This is a genomic window from Stenotrophomonas sp. YJH_SMC_81 (assembly GCF_059370875.1).
The window spans coordinates 157,899-181,939 of record NZ_JCAFUB010000007.1; the positions used below are offsets into that span (position 1 = coordinate 157,899).

General features: G+C 69.0%; 20 protein-coding genes. 5 read left to right on the top strand and 15 right to left on the bottom strand.

The window, feature by feature from the left end; translation table 11 throughout:
* Nucleotides 1-37: 37 nt before the first annotated feature.
* The 10 genes from AC5P8U_RS15320 to baeS all read right to left on the bottom strand — a co-directional run bounded on the left by AC5P8U_RS15320 (nucleotide 38) and on the right by baeS (nucleotide 10,606).
* Nucleotides 38-1,336: a DUF58 domain-containing protein gene (locus AC5P8U_RS15320; RefSeq protein ID WP_111008349.1), complete on the bottom strand. Its 1,299-nt coding sequence runs from the start codon at nucleotides 1,334-1,336 to the stop codon at nucleotides 38-40.
* Nucleotides 1,333-2,319 carry an AAA family ATPase gene (locus AC5P8U_RS15325; protein ID WP_072168020.1) on the bottom strand — a complete coding sequence of 329 codons (987 nt, stop codon included), beginning with the start codon at nucleotides 2,317-2,319 and terminating at the stop codon, nucleotides 1,333-1,335. Before AC5P8U_RS15325 ends, AC5P8U_RS15320 begins: the two co-directional genes overlap by 4 nt.
* Complete coding sequence (locus AC5P8U_RS15330; RefSeq protein ID WP_447896902.1) at nucleotides 2,316-3,500, bottom strand: DUF4350 domain-containing protein; 1,185 nt, start codon at nucleotides 3,498-3,500, stop codon at nucleotides 2,316-2,318. Before AC5P8U_RS15330 ends, AC5P8U_RS15325 begins: the two co-directional genes overlap by 4 nt.
* Nucleotides 3,497-5,113 carry a DUF4129 domain-containing protein gene (locus AC5P8U_RS15335; protein WP_227837087.1) on the bottom strand — a complete coding sequence of 539 codons (1,617 nt, stop codon included), beginning with the start codon at nucleotides 5,111-5,113 and terminating at the stop codon, nucleotides 3,497-3,499. The genes AC5P8U_RS15330 and AC5P8U_RS15335 overlap by 4 nt, the downstream gene beginning before the upstream one ends.
* A complete protein-coding gene (locus AC5P8U_RS15340; protein WP_065177881.1) occupies nucleotides 5,103-6,095 on the bottom strand; it encodes a stage II sporulation protein M in 993 nt (330 codons plus the stop codon). Before AC5P8U_RS15340 ends, AC5P8U_RS15335 begins: the two co-directional genes overlap by 11 nt.
* Complete coding sequence (locus AC5P8U_RS15345; RefSeq protein WP_447896901.1) at nucleotides 6,092-6,781, bottom strand: RDD family protein; 690 nt, start codon at nucleotides 6,779-6,781, stop codon at nucleotides 6,092-6,094. Before AC5P8U_RS15345 ends, AC5P8U_RS15340 begins: the two co-directional genes overlap by 4 nt.
* Nucleotides 6,782-6,904: 123 nt before the next feature.
* The gene (locus AC5P8U_RS15350) at nucleotides 6,905-7,435 is read right to left on the bottom strand and encodes a gamma carbonic anhydrase family protein (protein WP_061479018.1); all 531 of its coding nucleotides are present in this window, start codon (nucleotides 7,433-7,435) and stop codon (nucleotides 6,905-6,907) included.
* Nucleotides 7,436-7,575: 140 nt separating this feature from the next.
* On the bottom strand, nucleotides 7,576-8,397 hold the full coding sequence (locus tag AC5P8U_RS15355; protein ID WP_134972342.1) for a nucleotidyltransferase domain-containing protein: 822 nt from the start codon (nucleotides 8,395-8,397) through the stop codon (nucleotides 7,576-7,578).
* A gap of 131 nt (nucleotides 8,398-8,528) precedes the next feature.
* Nucleotides 8,529-9,218, bottom strand: coding sequence for a response regulator (locus AC5P8U_RS15360; RefSeq protein ID WP_072168014.1), 690 nt, complete (start codon nucleotides 9,216-9,218; stop codon nucleotides 8,529-8,531).
* Complete coding sequence (baeS, locus tag AC5P8U_RS15365) at nucleotides 9,215-10,606, bottom strand: sensor histidine kinase efflux regulator BaeS (RefSeq protein ID WP_111008354.1); 1,392 nt, start codon at nucleotides 10,604-10,606, stop codon at nucleotides 9,215-9,217. The genes AC5P8U_RS15360 and baeS overlap by 4 nt, the downstream gene beginning before the upstream one ends.
* A 128-nt stretch (nucleotides 10,607-10,734) precedes the next feature.
* Between baeS and smeA the strand changes: the two genes are divergently transcribed.
* Genes smeA through smeC form a run of 3 tightly spaced genes read left to right on the top strand, consistent with a single transcriptional unit; the run spans nucleotide 10,735 to nucleotide 16,505 of the window.
* Nucleotides 10,735-11,931: a multidrug efflux RND transporter periplasmic adaptor subunit SmeA gene (smeA, locus tag AC5P8U_RS15370; RefSeq protein WP_088497025.1), complete on the top strand. Its 1,197-nt coding sequence runs from the start codon at nucleotides 10,735-10,737 to the stop codon at nucleotides 11,929-11,931.
* 12 nt (nucleotides 11,932-11,943) lie between these two features.
* Nucleotides 11,944-15,093, top strand: a complete 3,150-nt coding sequence (smeB, locus tag AC5P8U_RS15375; RefSeq protein WP_447896900.1) for a multidrug efflux RND transporter permease subunit SmeB — start codon at nucleotides 11,944-11,946, stop codon at nucleotides 15,091-15,093.
* Nucleotides 15,090-16,505: a multidrug efflux transporter outer membrane subunit SmeC gene (gene smeC / locus AC5P8U_RS15380; protein ID WP_447896899.1), complete on the top strand. Its 1,416-nt coding sequence runs from the start codon at nucleotides 15,090-15,092 to the stop codon at nucleotides 16,503-16,505. Before smeB ends, smeC begins: the two co-directional genes overlap by 4 nt.
* Before the next feature lie 207 nt (nucleotides 16,506-16,712).
* Here the strand turns inward: smeC and mnmG are convergent, their stop codons facing one another.
* Complete coding sequence (gene mnmG / locus AC5P8U_RS15385; protein ID WP_049439460.1) at nucleotides 16,713-18,602, bottom strand: tRNA uridine-5-carboxymethylaminomethyl(34) synthesis enzyme MnmG; 1,890 nt, start codon at nucleotides 18,600-18,602, stop codon at nucleotides 16,713-16,715.
* Between the two features lie 586 nt (nucleotides 18,603-19,188).
* Nucleotides 19,189-19,680 carry a hypothetical protein gene (locus tag AC5P8U_RS15390; protein WP_072168008.1) on the bottom strand — a complete coding sequence of 164 codons (492 nt, stop codon included), beginning with the start codon at nucleotides 19,678-19,680 and terminating at the stop codon, nucleotides 19,189-19,191.
* 160 nt (nucleotides 19,681-19,840) lie between these two features.
* Here AC5P8U_RS15390 and AC5P8U_RS15395 point away from each other — a divergent pair, with 160 nt between their 5' ends.
* Together AC5P8U_RS15395 and AC5P8U_RS15400 are read left to right on the top strand one after the other, a co-directional pair.
* A complete protein-coding gene (locus AC5P8U_RS15395) occupies nucleotides 19,841-20,803 on the top strand; it encodes a pyridoxal-phosphate dependent enzyme (protein WP_088497029.1) in 963 nt (320 codons plus the stop codon).
* On the top strand, nucleotides 20,788-21,432 hold the full coding sequence (locus tag AC5P8U_RS15400; RefSeq protein WP_072168071.1) for a YdcF family protein: 645 nt from the start codon (nucleotides 20,788-20,790) through the stop codon (nucleotides 21,430-21,432). The genes AC5P8U_RS15395 and AC5P8U_RS15400 overlap by 16 nt, the downstream gene beginning before the upstream one ends.
* A gap of 110 nt (nucleotides 21,433-21,542) precedes the next feature.
* Here the strand turns inward: AC5P8U_RS15400 and bioC are convergent, their stop codons facing one another.
* The 3 genes from bioC to bioH are packed head-to-tail and all read right to left on the bottom strand — an operon-like array spanning nucleotide 21,543 to nucleotide 24,028.
* Entirely contained in the window at nucleotides 21,543-22,427 is an 885-nt protein-coding gene (gene bioC, locus AC5P8U_RS15405; protein ID WP_088497030.1) for a malonyl-ACP O-methyltransferase BioC, read from the bottom strand.
* 12 nt (nucleotides 22,428-22,439) lie between these two features.
* Nucleotides 22,440-23,219: an SDR family oxidoreductase gene (locus tag AC5P8U_RS15410; protein WP_061479027.1), complete on the bottom strand. Its 780-nt coding sequence runs from the start codon at nucleotides 23,217-23,219 to the stop codon at nucleotides 22,440-22,442.
* A gap of 29 nt (nucleotides 23,220-23,248) precedes the next feature.
* The gene (gene bioH / locus AC5P8U_RS15415; protein ID WP_072168004.1) at nucleotides 23,249-24,028 is read right to left on the bottom strand and encodes a pimeloyl-ACP methyl ester esterase BioH; all 780 of its coding nucleotides are present in this window, start codon (nucleotides 24,026-24,028) and stop codon (nucleotides 23,249-23,251) included.
* Between the last annotated feature and the right edge of the window lie 13 nt (nucleotides 24,029-24,041).

Here is a 24,041-nt window from a genome sequence, read left to right on the forward strand (position 1 = left end):
ACAACCCGATTCTTGTAGAGCCGAGCCCGCGCTCGGCTCAGAGCCGCCCTTCGCGCTTCACCGCCAGGTAGCGCTCCACCAGCGCGCCGGGCAGGGCGTCGGCGGTGACGTCCAGCACCATCACCTTCTCGCTGCGCAGCGCTTCGTGCGCCTTCGCGCGCTGCTGCAGGTACAGCGCGGCGGCACCGGCCTGGGTGGCGTCTTCCAGTGTCTGCACTTCGCCCTCCAGCACGCCGTCCAGCTCGCGCTCGCGCAGGCTGGCCACGCACACCAGGTGGCGCCGCTGCAGCAGGCGCACCGCCGCCAGCAGGTCTTCGATGTCCTCGTCGCGCACGTTGCTGACCAGCATCACCAGTGCTCGCCGGCGCTGGCGCAGCGACACCTCGGTGGCAGCGGCCAGGTAATCGGTGGCCACCGCGCGTGGCTGCAGGTCGTAGCTTGCGCGCAGCAGGTGCTCGACCGTGCCCATGCCGCGCTGCGGCGCGACCCAGCGGCGTTCGCCACCGGCAGCGAACAGGCCGGCGGCATCGCCCTGGCGCAGCGCCAGGTAGGCCACCACCAGCGAGGCATTCAAGGCATGGTCGAAGTGCGAGAGCCCGCCTTCGCTGGCCAGCATGCGCCGGCCACTGTCGAGCATCAGCAGCAACTGCTGGTTCTTCTCGTCCTGGTACTCGCGCGAGATCAGCTTGCGCGCACGCGCGGTGGCCTTCCAGTCCAGCTGGCGCAGGCTGTCGCCGACGCGATACTCGCGCATCTGGTGGAAGTCGGTGCCTTCACCACGGCGGCGCTTCACGTGTGCACCGACCAGCCGCGAGGCCTGGTCGGCACTGAACAATGCAAAGCGCGTGAGCGGCACGAAATTCGGATAGACCCGCACGTCCAGTGCGGGCGGCAGCGTGCGTTGCTGCCACCACAGGCGCCACGGCGAGCGCATGCGCAGGTGCACGCCTTCGAAACGGAAGTGCCCGCGCTGCAGCGGCTGCAGGTGATAGTGCAGCGTGGAGGCGCTACCGGCCCGCAGGCGCACGCGCTGTGGCAGCGATTCCAGCGGCCAGCCGCCGGGGACCAGGTCGAACACCTGCACCGTCATCGCTTGCTCGGCCTGCAGCCGCAGCGCCGCCTCGCGGCGCACGCCCAGCGCCAGCGCTTCGGGCAGTTCGCGCTGTACCTGAGGCGACGGACGCCGCGATTGCCGCCACAGGTCGAACAGCGCAGGCAACGCGATGGCCGCCGCGGCCAGCGCCCAGCTCCAGCGCGGCAGCAACCCGCCCAGCACCAGGCCGCCCAGGGCGGCCCAGGCCAGCAGCAGCGCCAGCAGCAGCGGGGCAGGCCTCATCGGCGCGGTGCTTCCACCTTGGCCAACAGTGCGCCCAGCACGTCGTCGGCGTCCTGGCCTTCGATCTGCAGCTCCGGGGCCAGTGCAATGCGGTGACGCAGCGCCGGGCGTGCGATGTCGCGCACGTCGTCGGGCGTGACGAAGTCACGGCCGGCCAGCACCGCCTGCGCACGCGAGGCACGCACCAGCGCGATGCTGCCGCGTGGGCCGGCGCCGACCGCGACGCCCGGCCACTGCCGGGTCGCCGCCACAATCCGCACCGCGTAGTCGATCACTTCGTCATCGACGGTGATCGCCGCGGTCGCACGTTGCAGTTCCAGCAGCTCGCCAGCCCCCAGTACACGCGGCACCTGGCTCAGGTCGAAGTCGCTGGCGGCACGGCCACTGGTGATCGCGGTCACCATGCGCTTCTCGTCCTCCAGTTGCGGGTAGTCGATCAGCACCTTCAGCAGGAAGCGGTCCAGCTGTGCCTCTGGCAGCGGGTAGGTGCCTTCCTGCTCCAGCGGGTTCTGCGTGGCCAGCGCCATGAACGGCGGCGCCAGGGTGAACGCCTTGCCTTCGATGGTCACCTGGCCTTCCTGCATCACTTCCAGCAGTGCCGACTGGGTCTTGGCCGGCGCACGGTTGATCTCGTCGGCCAACAGCAGATTGGTGAACACCGGGCCACGGCGGATCCTGAAGCTCTCGCTCTTCGGGTCGTACACCGCATGGCCACTGACGTCGCTGGGCATCAGGTCGGGGGTGAACTGCACGCGGCCGTAATCCAGTTCCAGGGCCTGTGCCAGTGCGCGCACCAGCAGGGTCTTGCCCAGCCCGGGCACGCCCTCGATCAGCACGTGGCCACCGGCCAGCAGCGCCACCAGGATCTGGTCCAGTACATCGGCCTGGCCAATGAAGGCGTGGCCGACGGCATCGCGGATGGCATCGACGCGTTCGATCAGGCGGGCGTTGGCGGCCGCCGGCAGCTCGGGGACTTCGGTCATAGCAGGGATCTCATCTGGAGCAGCAAGCGGATGCGCTCGCGCAGGGCGGAGGAATCGTGCGGCGGAGGGGGCGTGAGCGCGCTGGCAACGCGGTCTTGCGGCCACTTCAGCAGTTCGGCGATGGCCTGTTCGCGGGGGGCGCCCTCCAGTGCTGCAGCCACCGGTGCGCGCAGGCGCAGGCGATGCAGGAACAGGGCGAGCACGGCGTGGTACAGGCGCGCGCCGTGGCCGAAGCGCAGCAGCAGCTCGCCGCTGGCACGCACGTGTTCCAGCAGCGAGCGGCGTTCCAGCACCGGCGACGGCAGGCGGCTGCCGAAGCGTTGCGAACGGCCCCACAGCCAGCCCAGCAGGGCCAGCAGCAGCGGCGCCCACAACGGCCAGCCCTGGTAGAACAGGCGCGCCCACAGCGACGGCGGGCGGCTGGCGTAGACCAGCCAGAAAGTACCCTTGCCGTAGTTCGGATCGAGCAGATAACGGGTCAGGTCGCGGTGCGAGAGATCGTGCAGGCCGTCGCTGGCCTTGCCCGCAGCCGACGCCAGGCGTGCTGCCGGCGAATCCACCTCGCCGCGCATGAACTCCATGTCGGCCAGCACGCTCACCTTGCCCTGCCCGTGGCGCAGTCGCGCGAACACCAGGTTGCGCTCGTTGCCCCAACGCCGTTCGGCTTGTGTACGGGCGGCAAAGCCCAGCGTGAAGCGGCGACCACCGCAGAACTCCACATGGCTGGGATCGTCGATGACGTGGAACGGCTGGCAGTCGCTCTGCTGGTACAGGCTGTCCACGCCGAGCTGGTCCAGCAGCGGTCCCTGCGTACTGCTGGCGTCGTCCTCTGCGGGTGGCGGCGTACGCACCAGCAGATGGCCACCACCATCGACCCAGGCCAGCAGGGCCCTGGCCGCCGGTGCCGGCAGTTCGCTGCTGTCCTGCAGCAGCACCACCGTATCGCGCGGACCCAGCGCCATCTGCTGCAGGTCCAGCCGCGGCCGCGAGTGCACGTCGATGCCATCGGCGCGCAGTGCCTGGCCAAGCACGTACAGCGGGTTGTAGCCAGCTTCGCCCTGCGGCGGCAGCTGCACGGTCTCGGTCACCCGCTCATGCGTGCGCAGAAAGAGGATCGTCAGCGGTACGCCGAGCAGCACCAGCCCGCCCAGCAACAGCGACCAGAACAGGCGCGGGCTCATGCCAGCCACCGGTATTGCTGGCGCAGCGTGTCGGCCAGTGCATCGAAATCGGCGCGGCTGGGCAGGCGGCCACCGTAGGCGGCGTACTGCCACATGCGCACGATGCGCGCGAACAGGTCACGGTCGGTGGCATCGGGCATGCGCCGCGACGCGCGCAGGCATTGCGCTTCGGTGGCACCGGGCGGAAGCGCGATGCCGCTGCGCTCGCCCACGGTGCGTACGCTGGCGCGGTACAGCAGGGCCAGCGCCTGACGTGGCCGGCCCTGGTCCCACAGCAGGCCGGCCTGGGTGGCCACGTCCGGCGGCAGCACGACCGGCAACTCCACCTGTTCCACCACCACCTGTGGTGCAGCCTCGGCCTTGCGCCGGCCACTGCCGCGCAGCCACGGCAGCCACAGACGGGCGGTCAACAACAGCACCAGCAGCAGGACGCCCAGCAGGCCCCACAGGCCCCACTCGGCCAGGCGCGCCAGCCAGGCAATCCCGGCCTTGCGGTTGCTGCGCTCGCCCTTGCTGCTGCCGTCGCTCTGCAGCGTCTTGTCTTCCTTCTTTTTTTCCTCGGCCTGTTCGATCGGCTTCCAGCGCGTGACCTGGCGGGTCGGGCGCTGCAGCGGATCCTCATAGGCGCGGTTCACCGCCTGGCGGAAACCGGCGGTGTCCACCGGCGCCGCACCGAAGATCATCGTCGGCGTATTGGCCGGATCGTTGGCCGCAGTGGCGGGTTCTTCCGCACGGTCCTCGTCCTCTTTGGCACCGTCGGCCTGCTCAGCGACTGTCTGCGCGTCCTGCGCATGCACTGGCGCGGAGGCCAGCGGCAGGGCAAGGCACAGCAGCAGCGCCAGCGTCGATGCTGCCGGCAGCAGCCGCTCGCGCAGGCGGCGCAGGGCGATCTCCACATCCCACGCTTCCATCTGCGTACGCCGGTTCAAGTACAGGCCGAAGCCGGCGCCGACATAGAACGGTCCGATCAGCACCGATGCCAGCCAGCACGCCAGGTTGAAGCCCAGCTGCGCCCAGGCAGGCGTGTCCTGGCCGATCATGTCCCATGCGGCACGCCATGATTCGGACATCAGCTCCAGTGGCATGAACATGAACACCGCGCCGATCGCGCCGGACACCAGCACGCCTTCAAAGGCCATGCAGGCCACGGTCAGCACGACGGCGGCGCCCGCGGCACCGGCCGCCACGGCGCGGCGGCGTGCACCGCGCTGGGCCGGCGCGTTGCCTTCCAGCAGGTTCACCGGCAGGCACAGGCTGCGCAGCACGCTGAAGCGGCGCCAGCCCAGGTAGCCCCAGAAGCCTGCATTGCCCCAGCTGCGCTGCGCGCGCAGCGCTGCCAGCGCGCCCACCGGCTCACCGAAGATGCCGCGCGACAGCACGTACAGCGGTGCGCGCTCGAACAGCGGCTTGCACCACCACATCGCCAGCCAGGCCCAGCCGAACGCATCCAGCCACCAGCCCAACGCGTTGAAGATCACGAACAGCGGCGCACTGGCCAGCAGCCAGCTGCCCCATACCGCACGTGCGTGGCGGCGCGACAGGGCGCTGCCCAGCTCCATTGCTTCCCAGCCACTGCGCGCGCGCAGCGCCACGTCCAGGCGGTCAATGCGCATTGCCGCCTCCGCGCCCGCCGCGCCACAGCCACAGCAGCACGCCGGCCCACAGCACGCCGGCCACGCTGAACTTGCCCCACGCCGGCACTTCGGCAATCGACGACCAGAACGCTTCGATGAACGCGGCCACCAGCAGCATGAACGCCACGCCCAGGCACAGCCGGGCCCCGATGCGGCCGCCTTCGACCAGGGCATCCAGGCGGCTGCGCCGGCCGGGGGCCAGCAGTTTCATGCCCAGCTGCAGGCCGGCACCGCCGGCGATCACGATCGCGGTCAGCTCGAACGCACCATGGCCTGCGACGAAGCGCCAGAACGGATCGCCATGGCCGATGTGCTGCAGGTGGCCGGCCACTGAACCGATGATCACGCCATTGAACAGCAGCACCAGCAGCGTGCCCAGGCCGGCCAGCAGGCCACTGGCGAAGGTACGCAGGGCGATGCTGATGTTGTTCAGGATGTAGTGGCCGAACATCATCCAGTCCGTGCCGCTGTCACGCCCGAGGCGTTCGGCCGCTGGATCGTACATGCGCTCCATCTCGGCGATCTGGCGGTTGTCCATCACCATGTGGATCAGGTCCGGGTAGAGCTGCGCCAGCACGAAGCAGGCCACCGCCGGCAGCGCGAACATCGCCAGTGCCACCCACATGCTGCGCGCCTGGCTGCGCACCAGCAGCGGGAAGTCGGCCACCAGGAATTCAAGTGCACCGCGCCAGCGCGTCGGCGGCGTGCGGTACAGCACACTGTGGCCCTGCTGCATCAACTGCTGCAGGCGCTGCACCAGCTGCGGGCTGTAGCCGCGCTCGCGGGCCAGTGCCAGCTGCTGGCATAGGCGCCGGTAGCGCTGCGGGAAGGCGGCGTCGTCCACTGCCAGCGCGCTGGCCTTGCGCCGCGTGCGGCGCGCAGCACCAGCACGCAGCAGCAGCCAGTGTTCCAGGTCCTGCCATTCCTGCTGGTAGCGGGCGACGAACTGTTCCTGCTTCATCGCCGCCCCAACAGCCAGTTGGCCATGGCATACAGGCGCAGTACGCCGACCTGGCCGTGGGTGCCGGTCAGCGGTTCGGCGATGCCGGCCAGTTCCTGCTGGCGGGCCGCCGACAGCCGTGGCGCGCGCTCGGCGAAGGCCATCAGCGCGGCCTGCTCTTCCGGTCGCAGCGGCTGCGGTGGGACCAGCACGCTGTCGATGGTGGGCGGAGGCGGCAGGTACAGCGCGGGCGCATGCACCACCACGGTGCCGGCCACCAGATCGCCCAGGCGACGGCCATGGGGATCGAACAGGCTGCTGATCAGGCCCAGTGCATAGCCGAACGGCAGCATGTCCACGGTGCGCAGCAGGTTGCGGGTGATGGCAGCCATCCAGCCTACCGGCGCGCCATCGCGCGCAAGCACGCGCAGGCCCAGCGCGCGCTTGCCGAGGGTACGGCCCCACAGCGCTTCGCAGACGATCGGGTAGGCCCAGTACACCAGGAACATCAGCACCAGGCCGAGCCCGGAGCCGAACGAATCCAGCAGTGCCAGTGGAATCGACATCACCACCAGCACCGCGATGCGCACGCCCAGATCCACCAGCCACGCCATCGCCCGTGGCACCGGGCCGGCTGCCGGCAGCTGCAGCGGCACACCCTCCGGCGTCACCACCTCGCGGTAGGTATCGAGCATCGGTGCGGCCATCAGTGCGATAGCCTTCGTTGTGGGCGCCGGAGTCCTCTCCGGCAGGCAGCCACAGGCATGGGGGTCTCGACAGGTCCTGGTCGGGCCCAGACTTTAGCAGAGCCGCATGGCGGCGTTGGCTGCTCAGCCCAGGTATTCGTCCTTCAGCCGCACGTAGTGGTCGGCCGAGTAGTGCAGCGACTCGATCTCCTTGTCGCTCAGCGTGCGCGCCGGGCGGGCCGGATTGCCCACCCACAGCTCGCCTTCGCCGACCACCTTGCCCGGGCCGACCACCGCACCGGCGCCGACGAAGCCATGGCGCTCGACGCGCGCACCGTCGAGGATGCAGGCGCCCATGCCGATCAGGCTGTAGTCGCCGATCGTGCAGGCATGGATGATGCAGCCGTGGCCGACGGTCACGCCTTCGCCGATCAGGGTCGGGTAGCCGGCCTTGTTGTAGGGGCTGTGGTGGCTGACGTGGATGATGGTGCCATCCTGCACGTTGGTGCGCGCGCCGATGCGCACGTGATTGACATCACCGCGGATGACCGTGCCCGGCCACACCGATACGTCCTCGGCCAGCTCCACGTCACCGATGACGGTGCAGGCAGGATCGATGTACACGCGCTCGCCGAGGACGGGCATCTTGTCGCGGAAGGGGCGCAGCGGGTTCATCGGTGTCTCCGGAAATCAGGGCGTTCGCGACGATGATACCCGTGTGGTAGTGCCGGCCGCTGGCCGGCAACCACGGAAATCCAGGCGTGCCGCGCGGTTGCCGGCCAGCGGCCGGCACGACCGGAAGCAGCTGCGGCTCTTCATGCCGGCGCGTGCTTGGCCAGCACCTGCCGGAACAGCTCATCCAGCCACGCCGCATCACCGTGTCCAACGGGCAGCTGTGGCGCCTGCGCAGTCCGGGTGGCCAGCTCACGATCGATGAAATCGCTGATCGCCGCGATGCGTGGTCCGGCATTGACCTCGGCACTGGCGCGTTTCACTACCAGCAGGGCATCGATGGCGTCACGCACCGGGCCATGCGGCAGCAGTCGATCCAGCAGATCCTCGAAGGCCATCGGCGGAGGTGTCTGCTCGTGCTCGATCCACTGGCAGGCCAGCAGTGGGCGCAGCACGTACAGGTACTTCTTGGTGCGTACCATCTCGCCACGCAGGTACCCGCGATGGTTCGAGCGTGCCATGCTGAAGTAGTGCCACCACGTGCCCAGCGGCGAATAGAAGGACTTTGCGGCCTCCCACAGCTGCGCCACGGCGGCGTCGTCCTGCCGGTACACGATCGGAGAACGCAGCCATTCGATCAGTGTCGGATTGGATTTTGAGACCAGCCGCAGTGCCTTGCGCAGGTCCCAGCCGCTGACGTCGAGCTCATCGTCGATCGGCAGTTCGATCACATCGCGCTGCGCTTCGCCGGGACCGGTGCTCTCGTTGACGCTGAGATACCACGGCTGGCGATGCACGTAGATGAAGCGTGCGTCGTAGTCGCTGTCCGGGGAGGAAAAGCCCCAGCCACGGCTACCCGACTCGCAGGCCAGCAGCACGCGTACGTCGTAGCGCTGTTCGATGTCGGCCAGGGTGGAAAGGATGGCGGCGCGCTTGTCCGGCGCGATCGGATGAATGTCGTCCATGCAGTCGTGTTCGTAATGTCGAGCGTGCTCGACTGTAACGCAGGTGCGCACGGGTAGTGCCGGCCGCTGGATGGCAACCACGGAAATCCAGGCGTGCCACGAGGCTGCCGGCCAGCGGCCGGCACTACCGGCTAGGGTTCGTAGCTGTAGCCCATGCCATACACCGAACGGATCGGTTCGCCTTCCATGCCGGCGTCGGCCAGCTTGCGGCGCAGGTTGCGCACGTGGCTGTCGACGGTGCGGTCGACCACCACGCGATGGTCCAGATAGAGGCGGTCGAGCAGCTCGTCGCGCGCCCAGATCCGGCCCGGCGTGGCCAGCAGCGTGCGCAGCAGGCGGTATTCGACCGGGGTCAGGTCCAGGCCCTTGCCGTTCCAGGTGGCGCGGGCTGCCGGTTCGTCGATATGCAGCCCGCTGTTGGCCCGCGCAGCGGGGTCCGGGCGGTAGCGACGCAGCACCGCCATCACCCGTGCGACCACTTCGCGCGGACTGAACGGCTTGCAGATGTAGTCGTCGGCACCGACTTCCAGGCCCAGCAGGCGGTCGATCTCTTCCACCCGTGCGGTGACCATGATCACCGGTACATCGCTGCTGGCGCGCAGTTCGCGGCACAGGTCCACGCCATCGCGCTGTGGCAGCATCAGGTCCAGCAGCACCAGGTCGGGCTGGTAGCGCGCGAATGCGTCGATCACCTGGCCGCCATCGTCCACCCATTCGCTGGTCATCCCGGCGGCGGCCAGGTAGTCGCGCAGCACCGAGGCCAGGCGTGGCTCATCCTCGACGATCAGGATCTTCGCGGACGCGGCGGGGGACGGGCTCATGCAGGCTCCGGCAGGGTAATGACCACGCGCAGCCCGCCCAGCGGCGAGGGCTCGGCGTGGATGAGGCCGTGGTGGGCGAGGATGATGTTGTGGCTGATGGCCAGGCCCAGCCCGCTGCCGCCGCTGGCCCGGTTGCGCGAGCTCTCCACCCGGTAGAAGCGCTCGAACAGCAGCGCGCACTTGTCGGCCGGCACGCCTGGCGCGGTGTCTTCCACGATCAGCTGCACACCGGCAGGCACGCGCGCTGCCTGCACGCGTACGCGGCCCCCGGCGCGGGTGTAGCGCAATGCGTTCTCCAGCAGGTTGGCCAGCACCTGCTGCAGGCGCCGTTCGTCACCGGATACCTGCAGCGGTGTGGCGGGCAGGTCCTCCTCCAGCGCCAGCCCCGCCGTGGAGAAGCGCACGCGCATGCCATTGAGCTCGCTGCGCAGCAGCGCCGCCAGGTCCAGCGGCGCGAAGCGGTAGGCCAGGCCGCCGGACTGGGTCATCGACAGGTCGTGCAGGTCGTCGATCAACTTGCCCAGTTGGCGGATCTCGCCCTGCAGGGCACCGAGGTTGGCGCGGTCCAGCGGGCGGATGCCGTCCTCGATGGCTTCCAGTTCGGCACGAACCACCGCCAGCGGCGTGCGCAGTTCGTGCGAGATGTCGGCGATGAAGGCACGGCGGTTGCGCTCGGTGTCGTCCAGCGCCTGCGCCATCCGGTTGAAGTCGTTGACCAGTGCATCCAGCTCGTCATCGCTGGTGCGCTCGATGCGGGTGGCGTAGTCACCGGCGGCGAGCCGGTGGGTGGCCGCCGCCAGTTTGGCCAGGCGCTGGCGCAGCGCGCGCGATACCAGCCAGGCCAGCAGTACCGTCACCAGCAGCAGCGCGATGCCGATCACCCACCACGCGCGCATCTGGGTGTTGTAGAAGTTCAGGTCGTTGGTGGCGATGACGGTCTGGAACGGCACCATGCCCAGCCAGCCGACCGTGTGCCCGTCCACCTGCACGGCGTGCGGCTCGTCGTCGCTGGTGGCGTCCGGGTTGCCGGCCACGAACCGATGCTGTGCATCGAACAGGCCCAGGCGGGAGGGAACGCCGGTCTGGTCGGACAGCGGTGGCACGGGCCCCTCGTGCCCATGGGCCAGATCCGGGCGCAGCAGCCGCGCCCAGCGGTCACTGTCGCCGCGCAGATGCTCCCAGCCGCCGTGTGCGCTGTACTCGCGCTGCAGGTGCGGCATCACGCGCTGCATGCGCAGATCGCCCTGGTCATTGAGGTAGTCCAGGAAGCCGGTCTGGAACGCCACTCGGCTGGCAATGCCGTTCACTGCCAGCACCAGCAGGCAGGCGGTGAAGATCGCGAGGAAGGTCTTCGCGGTCAGGCCGAATTTGAGTCGAATCTTCGCCATCGCGTGGCCATTAGCGGCGCATGCGGCGCCGAAAGCAAGCGCCCGCTGAGCCGGTCGCACAATCTCCATATTCTCTGCACAGTTCCACGGCAGCGTGCACGGGTCAACGCAAGGCCCCCACACCCCCCATGTCACTCCTGCGCCCGCTGTCCCGTTCTCCCCGTCCGCTGTTGCTGCCCCTGCTGCTGGCCCTTGCGGCCTGCTCGGCGGGCAGGTCCGAGGCCCCGGCCATCCCTGAAGTGGGCGTCATCACGGCCAGCGCACAGCCGCTGGCGCTGCAGCAGATCCTGCCCGGTCGCGCCGTACCGTTCGAGGTGTCCGAGGTGCGCCCGCAGGTCGGTGGGTTGATCCGCCAGCGGTTGTTCACCGAAGGCCAGCAGGTCAAGGCCGGCCAGCTGCTTTACCAGATCGATCCGGCGCCGTACCAGGCCGCCTTCGATACCGCGCGTGGCCAGCTGGCGCAGGCCGAGGCCACTGTGTTGTCGGCGCAGCCGAAGGCCGAGCGCACCCGCACGCTGCTGGGCATGGATGCGGCGAGCAAGCAGGACGCCGACGACGCCACCTCGGCGCTGAAGCAGGCCCAGGCCAATGTGATCGCCGCGCGCGCTGCGCTGCAGGCGGCCCGCATCAACCTCGACTACACCCGGGTGACCGCCCCCATCGACGGCCGCATCGGCACCTCCAGCGTGACCGCTGGCGCGCTGGTCGCCGCCGGCCAGGACGCGGCGCTGGCGACCATCCAGCGGTTGGACCCGGTCTATCTGGATGTCACCCAGTCCAGCACGCAGATGCTGGCGCTGCGCAAGCAGCTCGATGCCGGCCTGGTGAAAGCCATCGACGGCAAGGCACAGGTGAAGGTGCTGCTGGAGGACGGCAGCACCTATGCGCATGAAGGCACCCTGGAGTTCGTCGGCAGCGCAGTCGACCCGGGCACCGGCAACGTGGTGCTGCGCGCGGTCATTCCGAACCCGGAGGGCCTGCTGCTGCCGGGCATGTACCTGAAGGCGGTGCTGCCGATGGCCACCGATGCGCGTGCCCTGCTGGTGCCGCAGAAGGCGGTGCTGCGCAATGAACGTGGCGAGCCGCTGCTGCGCCTGCTCGACGCAAAGGATCGCGTGGTCGAGCGCCGGGTCAGCACCGGCCAGGTAGTGGGCAACCAGTGGCAGATCACGCAGGGGCTGAAGGCTGGCGAACGGGTGATCGTCAGCAACGGCAGCGCGGTAGCGCTTGGCCAGCAGGTGCAGGCGGTGGCGGCCACCACCGCGCAGCTGGCCGCAATGCCGGCGATCGACCCGACCGGCAACACCGACGAAACGTCGCACTGAGGCCTGCCGCGCATGGTTCGTTTCTTCATCGACCGGCCGATCTTCGCCTGGGTGATCGCCATCGCGGTCAGCCTGCTCGGCCTGCTCGCGATCCTGATCCTGCCGGTGGACCGCTACCCGCAGATCGCCCCACCCACCATCACCATCCGCGCCACCTACACCGGTGCCTCGTCGCAGACCGTGGAAAACGCGGTGACCCAGGTCATCGAGCAGTCCCAGCAGAGCCTGGACCACCTGATGTACATGACCTCCACCAGCGCCTCCGATGGTTCGGCGCAGGTCAACCTGGTGTTTGCCACCGGCACCAATCCGGACACCGCGCAGGTGCAGGTGCAGAACCAACTGCAGGCGGCGATGGCGACGCTGCCGCAGGCGGTGCAGCAGAACGGCCTGACCATCACCAAGTCCAGTGGTTCGATCTTCGAGGTGCTGTCGTTCACCAGCGAGGACGGCAGCATGGACAACTTCGATGTCGCCAACTTCATGGAAGCGCGCATCGACGACCAGATCAGCCGCGTCAGTGGTGTCGGCAACATCCAGCCGATCGGCCAGGAATACGCCATGCGCATCTGGCTGGACCCGGAGAAGATGCGCCAGTACGCACTGATGCCATCGGACATCGAGACCGCACTGCAGGCGCAGAACACCGACGTTTCGGCCGGTGAGCTGGGTGGCCAGCCGGCGCTGAAGGGCCAGCAGCTGGACGCCACGGTCACCGCGCGCAGCCGCCTGCACACGCCCGAACAGTTCGCGCGGGTGGTGCTGAAAGCCGATGCCAGCGGCAGCGTGGTGCACCTGGGTGACGTGGCGACGATCGGCCTGGGCCCGGAGAGCTACGACAGCATCAGCACCTTCAACGGCAAGCCGTCGGCGTCGCTGGGCATCGAGCTCAATGCGGGTGCCAATGCCATCGCCGTGTCCAAGGCCATCGAGACCCGCCTGCAGCAGTTGCAGAAGCACTGGCCGCACGGCTACACCTACCACGTGGCGTTCACCACCACGCCGTTCGTGACGATCTCGCTGAAGGAAGTGGTGATCACCCTGATCGAGGCGGTCATCCTGGTGGTGCTGGTGATGTACCTGTTCCTGCAGAACTGGCGCGCCACCCTGATCCCGACCATCGCAGTGCCGGTGGTGCTGCTGGGCACCTTCGGCGTGCTGGCCGCGTTCGGTTATTCGATCAACACGCTGACCATGTTCGCGCTGGTATTGGCCATCGGCCTGCTGGTGGACGATGCCATCGTGGTGGTGGAGAACGTGGAGCGGGTGATGACCTTCGAAGGGCTGGCGCCGAAGCCGGCCACGTTGAAGGCGATGGGCCAGATCACCGGCGCGCTGGTGGGCATCGTGCTGGTGCTGATCGCGGTGTTCCTGCCGATGGCGTTCTTCAGCGGTGTCACCGGCGTGATCTATCGCCAGTTCTCGGTGACGATTGCCGCCGCGATGGTCCTGTCGGTGCTGGTGGCGATGACCATCACCCCGGCGCTGTGCGGCAGCATCCTGCACCAGATTCCCAAGGGCGGCCATCCGCATGGCGACCACGGCGGCGAGCCGAGCCTGCTGGGCAAGTTCTTCATCTGGTTCAACCACCGTTTCGAGCGCACGTCCAACGGCCTGCGTCGCCGGGTGGATGGCTTCCTTGGCCGGCGCACGCTGGGCGTACTGTTCTACCTGGCGCTGAGCGTGGCCACCGGCCTGCTGCTGTGGCACCTGCCCGGCGCGTTCCTGCCCGACGAGGACCAGGGCATGCTCAACGCGCTGGTGAAGCTGCCGGCCGGTGCCACCCTGGAGCAGACCCGCGCGGTGATGGATCGCCTGAGTGCCGCCGCGGTGAAGGACGACGGCGTCCTGTCGATCCAGGCCACCGCTGGTTTCAGTGTCACCGGCAGCGGCCAGAACGTCGGCCAGGCCTTCATCCGCCTGAAGGACTGGGATGACCGCAAGGATGACGCCGACACCATTGCCGCGCGGTTGACCGCGGCCACGGCCAGCGTGCCCGATGCGCAGGTGTTCATCACCTCGCCACCGGCCATCCTTGGCCTGGGTGACGCGGGCGGCTTCACCCTGGAACTGCAGGACGAAGGCGGCGCCGGCCATGCCGCCGCCGTGGCCGCGCGCAACACGCTGTTGAAGGAGGCCGCCAGGGATCCGAAGCTGGTCAACGTGCGCTACGCCAGCCTGGAAGACGCGCCGGTGTATGCAGTGAAGGTGGACGACGCCAAGGCGCAGGCGATGGGCGTGAATCCGCAGGACATCAATGACACCTTGAATGCGGCCTTGGGTGGCGACTTCGTCAACAACTTCATCTACAAGGGCCGCATCAAGAAGGTGTTCATCCAGGGCACGGCCGAAGCGCGCATGCAGCCGCAGGACATCGAGCGCTGGAGCGTGCGCAACCAGGCAGGGCAGATGGTGCCGCTGTCGTCGCTGGTCAGCGCGCACTGGTCCAGCGCGCCGGCCGCGCTGCAACGCTACAACGGCATCTCGGCGATGGAGATCACCGGCCAGCCCGCGCCCGGCGTCAGTTCCGGCGAGGCGATGGCCGAGATCGCGCGCCTGGCCGACAAACTGCCGGAAGGCTTCAGCCATGCCTGGTCGGACATGGCCTACCAGGAACAGCTGTCGGGCAATCAGGCGCCAATGCTGTACGCCATCTCGCTGCTGTTCGTGTTCCTGTGCCTGGCCGCGCTGTATGAAAGCTGGGCGGTGCCGCTCGCGGTGATGCTGGCGGTGCCGGTGGGCGTGTTTGGTGCGGTGCTCATGATGAATCTGCGTGGCCTCAACAACGACGTGTACTTCCAGGTCGGCCTGCTGACCACGATTGGCCTGGCGGCCAAGAACGGCATCCTGATCGTCGAGTTCGCGCGCATCCTTGAACAGCAGGGCAGGAGCACCCGCGAGGCGATCCTGCAGGCCGTCTATCTGCGCCTGCGGCCGATCGTGATGACCTCGCTGGCGTTCCTGATGGGCGTGCTGCCGCTGGTGTTCGCCACCGGCGCCGGCTCGGCCGCGCGCCGCTCGCTGGGTACCGGCGTGGCCGGCGGCACGGTCGCCTCGATGGTGCTGGGCATGTTCTTCGTGCCGTTGTTCTACCTGCTCGTGCGCCGCCTGTTCCCGGGCCGCGCGCCGGCCCACGCCGCTGCCCCGGAGGCAAGCCCATGAAGCCGATGCTGCTGCGCGCCCTGGCGGCCGCAATGATCACCACGGTGCTGGGTGGTTGCGTGAGCATGGCGCCGCATTACCAGCGGCCCGAGGCACCGGTGCCGGCACAATTCGGCAATGTCGCCACGGGCGAGGCCGAGCCAGCACTTGCGGTGCCAGCCTGGCGCGAAGTCTTCCTTGAGCCACGCCTGCAGCAGGTGATCGCGCTGGCGCTGCAGAACAACCGCGACCTGCGCGTGGCCGTGCTGCAGGTGGAGAAGGAGCGGGCGCAGTACCGCATCCAGCGCGCGGCGCTGCTGCCGTCGGTGGATGCCAGCGGCAGTGTCACCCGCTTGCGGGTGAGTGATGCCAACAGCGAGACCGGTGCCACCCAGGTGACTGAATCCGATGCCGTACAGGTGGGTATCAGCAGTTGGGAACTGGATCTGTTCGGACGCATCCGCAGCCTGAAGAACGAGGCCCTGCAGAACTGGCTGGCCAGCGCCGAGAACCAGCGCGCCGCGCGCACCAGCCTGGTGGCCGAAGTGGCCACGGCGTGGCTGGCGCTGGCAGCGGACGAGCAGTCACTGGCGTTCACCCGGCAGACCCTGGACAGCCAGCAGCAGACCCTGCAGCGCACCGAGGCCCGCCACGCCCAGGGCCTGGCCTCGGGCCTGGACCTGTCGCAGGTACAGACCAGCGTCGAAGCCGCGCGCGGTGCGCTGGCCAAGATGCAGAGGCAGCAGGCGCAGGATCGCGATGCATTGCAGTTGCTGGTGGGGGCGCCGCTGGATGCGGCCCTGCTGCCAACCGCGCAGGCGCTGGATGGCAGCGTGGCACTGGCGCCGCTGCCGGCCAACCTGCCGTCCAGCGTGCTGCTGCAGCGCCCGGACGTGTTGTCCGCCGAACACGCACTACAGGCGGCCAATGCCGATATCGGTGCCGCGCGCGCCGCATTCTTCCCGACGTTGACCTTGACCGCCAACTACGGCCACAGCTCCACCGCGTTGTCGACGCTGTTCTCGGCCGGCACCCGTGGCTGGTCGTTCGCGCCCAGCATCACCGCGCCGATCTTCCACGCCGGTGCGCTGAAGGCCTCGCTGGATGCCTCGAAGATCGGCAAGGACATCGGCATTGCGCAGTACGAGAAAGCGATCCAGCAGGCCTTCAGTGAAGTAGCCGATGCGCTGGCCACGCGCGATCACCTGGCCACGCAGATGGACGCACAGCGCGCGCTGGTGGCCGCCAGCCAGCGCAGCTACACGCTGGCCGATGCGCGTTACCGCACCGGGCTGGACGGCTATCTGCAGGCATTGGATGCGCAGCGCAGCCTGTTTGCCGCACAGCAGGACCTGATCGCGCTGCAGCAGCAGGAAGCGGGCAACCGGTTGACGTTGTTCAAGGTGCTGGGCGGCGGTGCCGACGCACGGTAGCGCGTTTGCCAAGGCGGGTGCGTGTTCCGCTCCGGTGGGTGCCGACCTTGGTCGGCACGGAGGCCTTCGTCCACGCATGGCGTGGATCTACCGGAGCGGGAGGCCTTGGTAGGTGCCGACCTTGGTCGGCACACATGCACGCAGTATCGCTATCGGATGATTCGTGCCGGCCGAGGCCGGCACCCACCAGAAGCGGACGGTCCCGCGTTACGCCACGCGGCCGCGGCGCGCGCGCTCCAGGTGCACCAGCAGCAGTGAGATCGCTGCCGGGGTCATGCCCGGAATACGCTGCGCCTGGCCGATGGTCTGCGGGCGCACCCGCTCCAGCTTCTGCAGTGCTTCGGCCGACAGCCCGCGCACGGTCGCATAGTCGAACGCCTCGGCGATCGGCGTGGCCTCATGCCGCTGCTGGCGCTCGATCTCCTCGCGCTGGCGGTCCAGGTAGCCGGCGTACTTCACGCCGATCTCCACCTGCTCGGCCACCTTGGCGTCGGCCACGGCCGGCCCCAGCGATGGCACCTGCATCAGCTGCGCGTAATCCAGCTCGGGGCGCTTGATCAGGTCCAGCACGTTGGTCTCGCGGCTGACCGCCACGCCCAGCGTGTCCTGCACTTCCCGGCCCAGCGCATTGGCCGGGGTTGCCCACAGCGCGCCCAGGCGTGCGCGCTCGGCAGCAACAGCGGCCTGCTTGGTCTCGAACGCACCCCAGCGACGATCATCCACCAGGCCCATCTCGCGGCCGGTCGGGGTCAGGCGCTGGTCCGCATTGTCCTCGCGCAGCTGCAGCCGGTACTCGGCGCGGCTGGTGAACATGCGGTACGGCTCGTTGGTGCCGTGGGTGATCAGGTCATCCACCAGCACGCCCAGGTAGGCCTCGTCGCGGCGCGGGCACCAACCGTCCAGCCCACGCACCTGGCGTGCGGCGTTGAGGCCGGCCAGCAGGCCCTGCGCGGCGGCCTCCTCATAGCCGGTGGTGCCGTTGATCTGGCCAGCGAAGAACAGGCCGTTGACCAGCTTGGTCTCCAGCGACGCCTTCAGCCCGCGCGGATCGAAGAAGTCGTACTCGATGGCGTAGCCCGGGCGGGTGATGTGCGCGTTCTCGAAGCCACGGATGCTGCGCACCATCTCCAGCTGCACGTCGAACGGCAGCGAGGTGGAAATGCCGTTGGGGTAGATCTCGACGATGCCCAGGCCTTCGGGTTCGACGAAGATCTGGTGGCTGGCCTTTTCGGCGAAGCGCACCACCTTGTCCTCGATGGACGGGCAGTAGCGCGGGCCGATGCCTTCGATCTGGCCGCTGTACAGCGGCGAGCGGTGCAGCGCGTCGCGGATGATCTGGTGGGTCTGCTCGGTGGTGTGGGTGATCCAGCAGCTGACCTGCTGCGGATGCTCGTCCACCGAGCCGAGGAAGGACATCACCGGCCGCGGCGAATCGCCCGGCTGCTCGTCCATCACGCTGTAGTCCAGCGAGCGGCCATCGATGCGCGGCGGCGTGCCGGTCTTCAGGCGGTCGACCTGGAACGGGCGCTCGCGCAGGCGCGCGGCCAGCGTGGTGGCCGGCGGGTCGCCCATGCGGCCGGCGGCATACTGGGTCGGGCCGACATGGATCTTGCCGGCCAGGAAGGTGCCGGCGGTCAGCACCACGGCCCCGGCGTCGAAGCGCAGGCCGGTCTGGGTAATGACCCCGCGCACGGCGTCGCCTTCAATGACCAGGTCATCGACGGCGGCCTGGAACACGGTCAGGTTGGCCTGGCCTTCGACGATGGCGCGGATCGCCATGCGATACAGGTTGCGGTCGGCCTGGCAGCGGGTGGCGCGCACGGCTGGGCCCTTGGAGGCGTTGAGCGTGCGCCACTGGATGCCGGCGCGGTCGGCGGCATGCGCCATCGCACCGCCCAGGGCGTCGATTTCCTTGACCAGATGGCCCTTGCCGATGCCGCCGATGGCCGGGTTGCAGCTCATCGCGCCCACTGTTTCGATGTTGTGGGTCAGCAGCAGGGTGCGCACGCCGGTACGGGCCGCGGCCAGCGCGGCTTCGGTGCCGGCGTGGCCACCGCCGATGACGATGACGTCGTAACGATGGAAGGACGGGTTCATGGGGCTGTTCAGCTGGGGGCGGGCGCGGCCGGGGCGGCACCGGGGTGGCGATTTTAGCGCCATTCGGGGCTGGGACGTCGGCGCCAGCCGGCTCCCGTCGAAATCAGCCCTAAAGTTGGCAGGATTTTTGCAGATAACCCAATAGCACCCACCGTGGCTGGCGCCGCAGGCGCCCGTGACCGGAATTGGAACAGGGGCCGGTACAGGCGCACGGTGGGGGAGCAGGGGGCCGGCAGTCGGGGGACTGCGCGGCCCTGTTTTTTTCTGGAGGCTATCGGGAGAGCTCCATCCACGCATGGCGTGGATCTACTGATGACGGGCCTTGGGTAGATCCACGCATGCGTGGATGCCGTGGCGGCGGCACCAGAACAACGTGCCCCAAAAACAAACGGCCCCGCACTGCGGGGCCGTCTGCCTTCAGAGGTGCCGACATCCGACAGGGCCGGAACAGGGGGGATCCAGATGTTCCTGTCGGATATCGACGTAGAGCTTTTTGCGGCGGCCCGTGTCGTTTTTGTCACTTTGTGACGCGGGCCGTCACTGGCCCCGTAGAGTGCGGCTTGGACCGTGTGAAATGCAATACGGTTCAGCGCTCAACTGTGCGCTGCGTCCCACGATCCATGTTGCGCCAGGGGGAACCGTTCATTCTTGGCGCACTCGGCGCCGGAGCCGGACGGGCCGGCGGCGGGGGCGCAGAGGGCTGGCTGTTCGATTGCGGCGGGCGGCGCATCGAGTCCATGTTCCGCCACGGCGAACCGCCGTTGTACGACGGCCGCGACGGCGGCGGTGGGCGGTTCTCGCCGCCGTTGCCGGGTGGGCGCGGTGGCGGGCGGTGGTTGTGCGGCGGGCGGTAGATCGGGCGCGAGTAGTACGGATTGCCATAGCCGCCGTAGTAGCCGCCATAGCCGCCGTAGTACGGGTAGCCGTAGTTGTAGGGATAGCCGGCGGGGTAGCGGTACTCCACCGACGGCGCACCGTGGTAGTAGCTGCCGCTGCGGCCACCGCCGACATAGTCGTAGGTGGTGCAGCCGGTCAGGGCCAGCATCAGGCCACCGGCAAGCATCAGGCGCGTTTTCATCGTGGGTCCCCCCAGAGGACGGGTTGTACAGTGAGCTTCATGCGCAGGCGTTGAATCGGCCCTTAACTTCACTGTCCAGGATGAATGGAGGTGAAGGCTGCCATGCTGGCATGACCTGTGCCGGGGTCGCCAGCAGGGAGCCATACGTTAATCTTGCGTCATGAGCGATTCACTGTTGCCCCGTGCCGATGATGTCCTGGCTGCCGCTGCGCGGATCGCGCCGCACGCCAGCGTGACCCCGGTGCTGCGCTCGCGCACGCTGGATGCGCTGGCCGGCGCGCAGCTGGCGTTCAAGGCCGAGCATCTGCAGCGCGGTGGCGCATTCAAGTTCCGCGGCGCCTGCAATGCGGTGTGGTCGCTGGATGCCGATCGCGCCGGCGCCGGCGTGGTCACCCATTCCTCCGGCAACCACGGCGCCGCCCTGGCCCTGGCCGCGCGCACCCGTGGCATTCCCTGCCACGTGGTGGTGCCCGAAGGTGCAGTGGCGGCCAAGCTGGCCAACATCGCCCGCCATGGCGCCACGCTCTGGCGCTGCCCGCCGACCGTCGCTGACCGCGAGGCCAGTTGCGCCAAAGTACAGGCTGATACCGGCGCGACCCTGGTCCATCCTTATGCGGACCCGGCGGTGATGGCCGGGCAGGGCACCGCAGCACTGGAGCTGCTGCATAGCGACGGCCCGTTCGACGTGCTGGTGGTACCGGTGGGCGGCGGTGGCCTGGCCAGCGGTACCGCCCGGGCCCTGCAGCTCGCCAGCCCGCAGACCCGGCTGGTGCTGGCCGAGCCGGCCGGCGCGGACGACACCGCGCGCTCGTTGGCCGCTGGCGAGCGCCAGGGGCCGTTCACCCCGGACACGATCTGCGACGGTCTGCGCACCCTGATCGGCGCGCCCAACTTCGAGCTGCTGCGCGCGGCCAACGCCGAGGTGATCGTGGTCGATGACGCGGCGACGGTGGCGGCGATGCGCTTGCTGTGGGAGGTCCTCAAGCAGGTGGTCGAGCCGTCATCGGCGACCGTGCTCGCCGCGGTGCTGGCGCAGCCGCAGCGTTTTGCCGGCCTGCGCGTGGGCCTGGTGCTGTCCGGCGGCAACGTCGACCTTCCCGCACTGCGCTGGGGCGCGCCGTGAGCCGCGACCGGCACCGGCATCGCACTGGCCTGCTGGGCTGGCTGTGGCGGTTGTTTGTCCTGCTGGTGATCTGGCTGCTGGGCGTGACTGCCTGGATCGTCTGGGTCGGCGAGCGTGACCAGGCGGCCAAGGCCGACGCCATCATCGTGCTCGGTGCGGCGGCCTATGACGCCAAGCCGTCGCCGGTATTCGAAGAACGCATCCGTCATGGGCTGGATCTCTATGAGGCCCGGTTCGCGCCACTGCTGATCTTCACCGGCGGCTATGGTGGTACCGGCGCGCGCTTTTCCGAGTCACAGGTGGCGCGGCGCTATGCGCTCAAGCACGGCGTGCCGGACGATGCGATCCTGATCGAGACTGCCTCGCGCAACACCGTGCAGAACCTGGTGGAAGCCAAGCGGCTGATGGACCAGCGCAACCTGCACCGCGTGATCATCGTCAGCGACCCGCTGCACATGGCGCGCGCGCTGCGCCTGAGCAAGGCGCTGGGCATCGATGCACTGGCCTCGTCCACGCCCAGCACGCGCTTCCGCAGCTTCCACACCAGCTGGCGCTTCCTGGTGCAGGAAATCTACTTCTTCCACCGCGACCTGGTGCGGCCGCCGCTGAGTTCGCCGGCCAATACCTGAGGCGGGAGCCTGATTTGGGCGGCTACCATTCGGTAGTGCCGGCCGCTGGCCGGCAGATGCCCATCATGGAAACGTGAGGTTGCCGGCCAGCGGCCGGCACTACCAGGCGATCAGGTCTGCTTGCGCCGGATCGGAATCGCCGAAACCGGCACTGAGGCCACGTCATGCCCGCCTTCGCGGATCGGTGCGCCCGGGTCCGGTGCCCAGGCATGGGCATAGATCACTTCCCAGCTGCTGGGCAGCTTGCCGTCGGCGCGGCGCATCGGTTCATACGCTGCTGCCGCCGCAGCGAAACGGCCACGCCCGGTCAGCGTGTGGCGGCGATCCACCCGCGCATTGGTCGCGCCCATCGCGCGCAGCTCGCGCATCAACGAGGGCAGGTCGTCGTAGGTCAGGGTGAACAGATCGCGGTCCAGCACCGGGTCGCGGAAGCCCGCCATCATCAACGCATCGCCGAACTGGGCGATCTGCGCGAAGCGGCTCACGTGCGGGCGGTCATCGGCGGCGGCGAAGGCCTCGTTGAGTTCGATCAGGGTTTCCGGGCCGAAGGTGGAACACAGCAGCAGGCCACCGGGCTTGAGCACGCGACGGAAGCCAGCGAACACCGCCGGCAGATCGTCCACCCACTGCAGGCACAGGTTGCTGAAGATCACGTCCACGCTGTTGTCGGCCAGCGGCAGCGCGGCGGCGTCGCCGCACAGGCGCTGGAACGGCTTCCACCAACCGGCCTGCCGCTTGGCCTGGTCCAGCATCGGCAGTGCCACGTCCAGCGCGATCACCTGCGCCTTCGGCCAGCGCTTCTTCATCAGCGCACTGGCGTGGCCGGTTCCGGCGCCAATGTCCAGCACCACCTCGGGCTTGCGTGCTTCCAGGTAGTCCAGCGATTCCACCAGCCGCGCCTGCACCTCGCGCTGCAGGGCGGCGGCGGCGTCGTAGCTGGCGGCGGCGCGGGCGAACGCGCGGCGGACATGGCGGGCATCGAAGTGGGACGGCATTGCGAAAGTCTCTTAGAACGTACCGGGGTAGGCGCCGCCGTCGATCAGCAGGTTCTGCCCGGTGAGGTAACCGGCGTGTGCGCTGCACAGGAAGGCGCAGGCGGCGCCGAACTCGTCCGCCGTGCCGAAGCGGCCGGCGGGAATCTGCTGGCGGCGGCGTTCGGCCACTTCGCCGGCATCGCCGTCCTTGCCCGCAGTGTGGGCGAAGTTGGCGCGCAGGCGGTCGGTGTCGAACTGGCCGGGCAGCAGGTTGTTGATCGTGACGTTGTGCGCCACGGTGCGGCGCGACAGGCCGGCGACGAACCCGGTCAGGCCGCTGCGCGCGCCATTGGACAGCGCCAGGATGTCGATCGGGGCTTTCACCGCCGACGAGGTGATGTTGACGATGCGGCCGAAGCCACGCGCGATCATTGCGTCCACGGTGGCGCGGATCAGCGCGATCGGCGCCAGCATGTTGGCGTCCAGCGCGGCAATCCAGTCGTCGCGCTCGAAAGTGCGGAAGTCGCCTGGCGGCGGGCCACCGGCATTGGTGACCAGGATGTCCACCTGCGGGCACGCGGCCAGCGCCGCGGCACGACCGGCGTCGGTGGTGACGTCGGCGGCGACCGCGCGCACCTCAGCGGCACCGGGCAGGGCGCTCAGCTCCGCGGCGGCAACCTGCAGTGCCTCCTCGCCACGGGCCACGATCACCACGTTGACGCCCTCGCGCACCAGCGCACGCGCGCAGCCCAGGCCCAAGCCCTTGCTTGCGCCGCAGACCAGTGCCCAGCGGCCGTTGATACCCAGATCCATGCGTCAATCCCGTGGAATGAGGAAGGCGCTCATTGTCCGCCATCGGCCGGTGACAGGCCGGCAACGAAGTGTTGCAGGGCGCTGGCCACCTCGTCGGCATGGCCGAGGAAGGGCGCGTGGCCGCCATGGGCGATGGTCAGCGCCTGCGCACCCGGGGCCAATGCCGCAGCGGCCTGCATCGCCGCCGGAGACACCAGCCGGTCGCGCTGGCCGGCGATCCACAGGCTGGGCCTGGCCAGCGTCGGCAGTGCGCCGCGCAGGTCGGTGCTTTCCAGCAGGCGCAGGCCTTCCAGCAGAGCGCGTTCGGTGGGCGCGCCGCGCTCGACCAGGCGCTGACGCAGCGTGCGCAGCTCCTCGCGGGCGTGCGCCGAGCCCATCACGTCCAGCGCCAGGAAACGCTCCAGGGTGCCACCGAAATCGGTCGCCAGCGCGCGCCCGAACTGCTCGAACACCGCCGGCTCCACCGCATGCGGCCAGTCGTCGCCACGCACGAAGCGCGGCGTGGCCGCGATCATCGCCAGCCCGCGCACCTTCGGCAGCGTCGCGGCGGCGTGCAGTGCGAACAGCCCGCCCAGTGACCAGCCGCACCACACCGCCGGCGGCGTGGCCGCGGCAATGGCGTTGACCACGAATGGCAGGCGCAACGGTGTGGTGTCTTCGCGGCTGTGGCCATGGCCCGGCAGATCAACCAGATGCAGGGTGAACCGCTCGGCCAGGCGCTGCACCAACGGTGCGAACACACCGCCCTGCAGGGCCCAGCCATGAATCAGTACCAGGTCCGGCCCCTGGCCGGTGACGTCGATATGCATGGGAAAACGACAG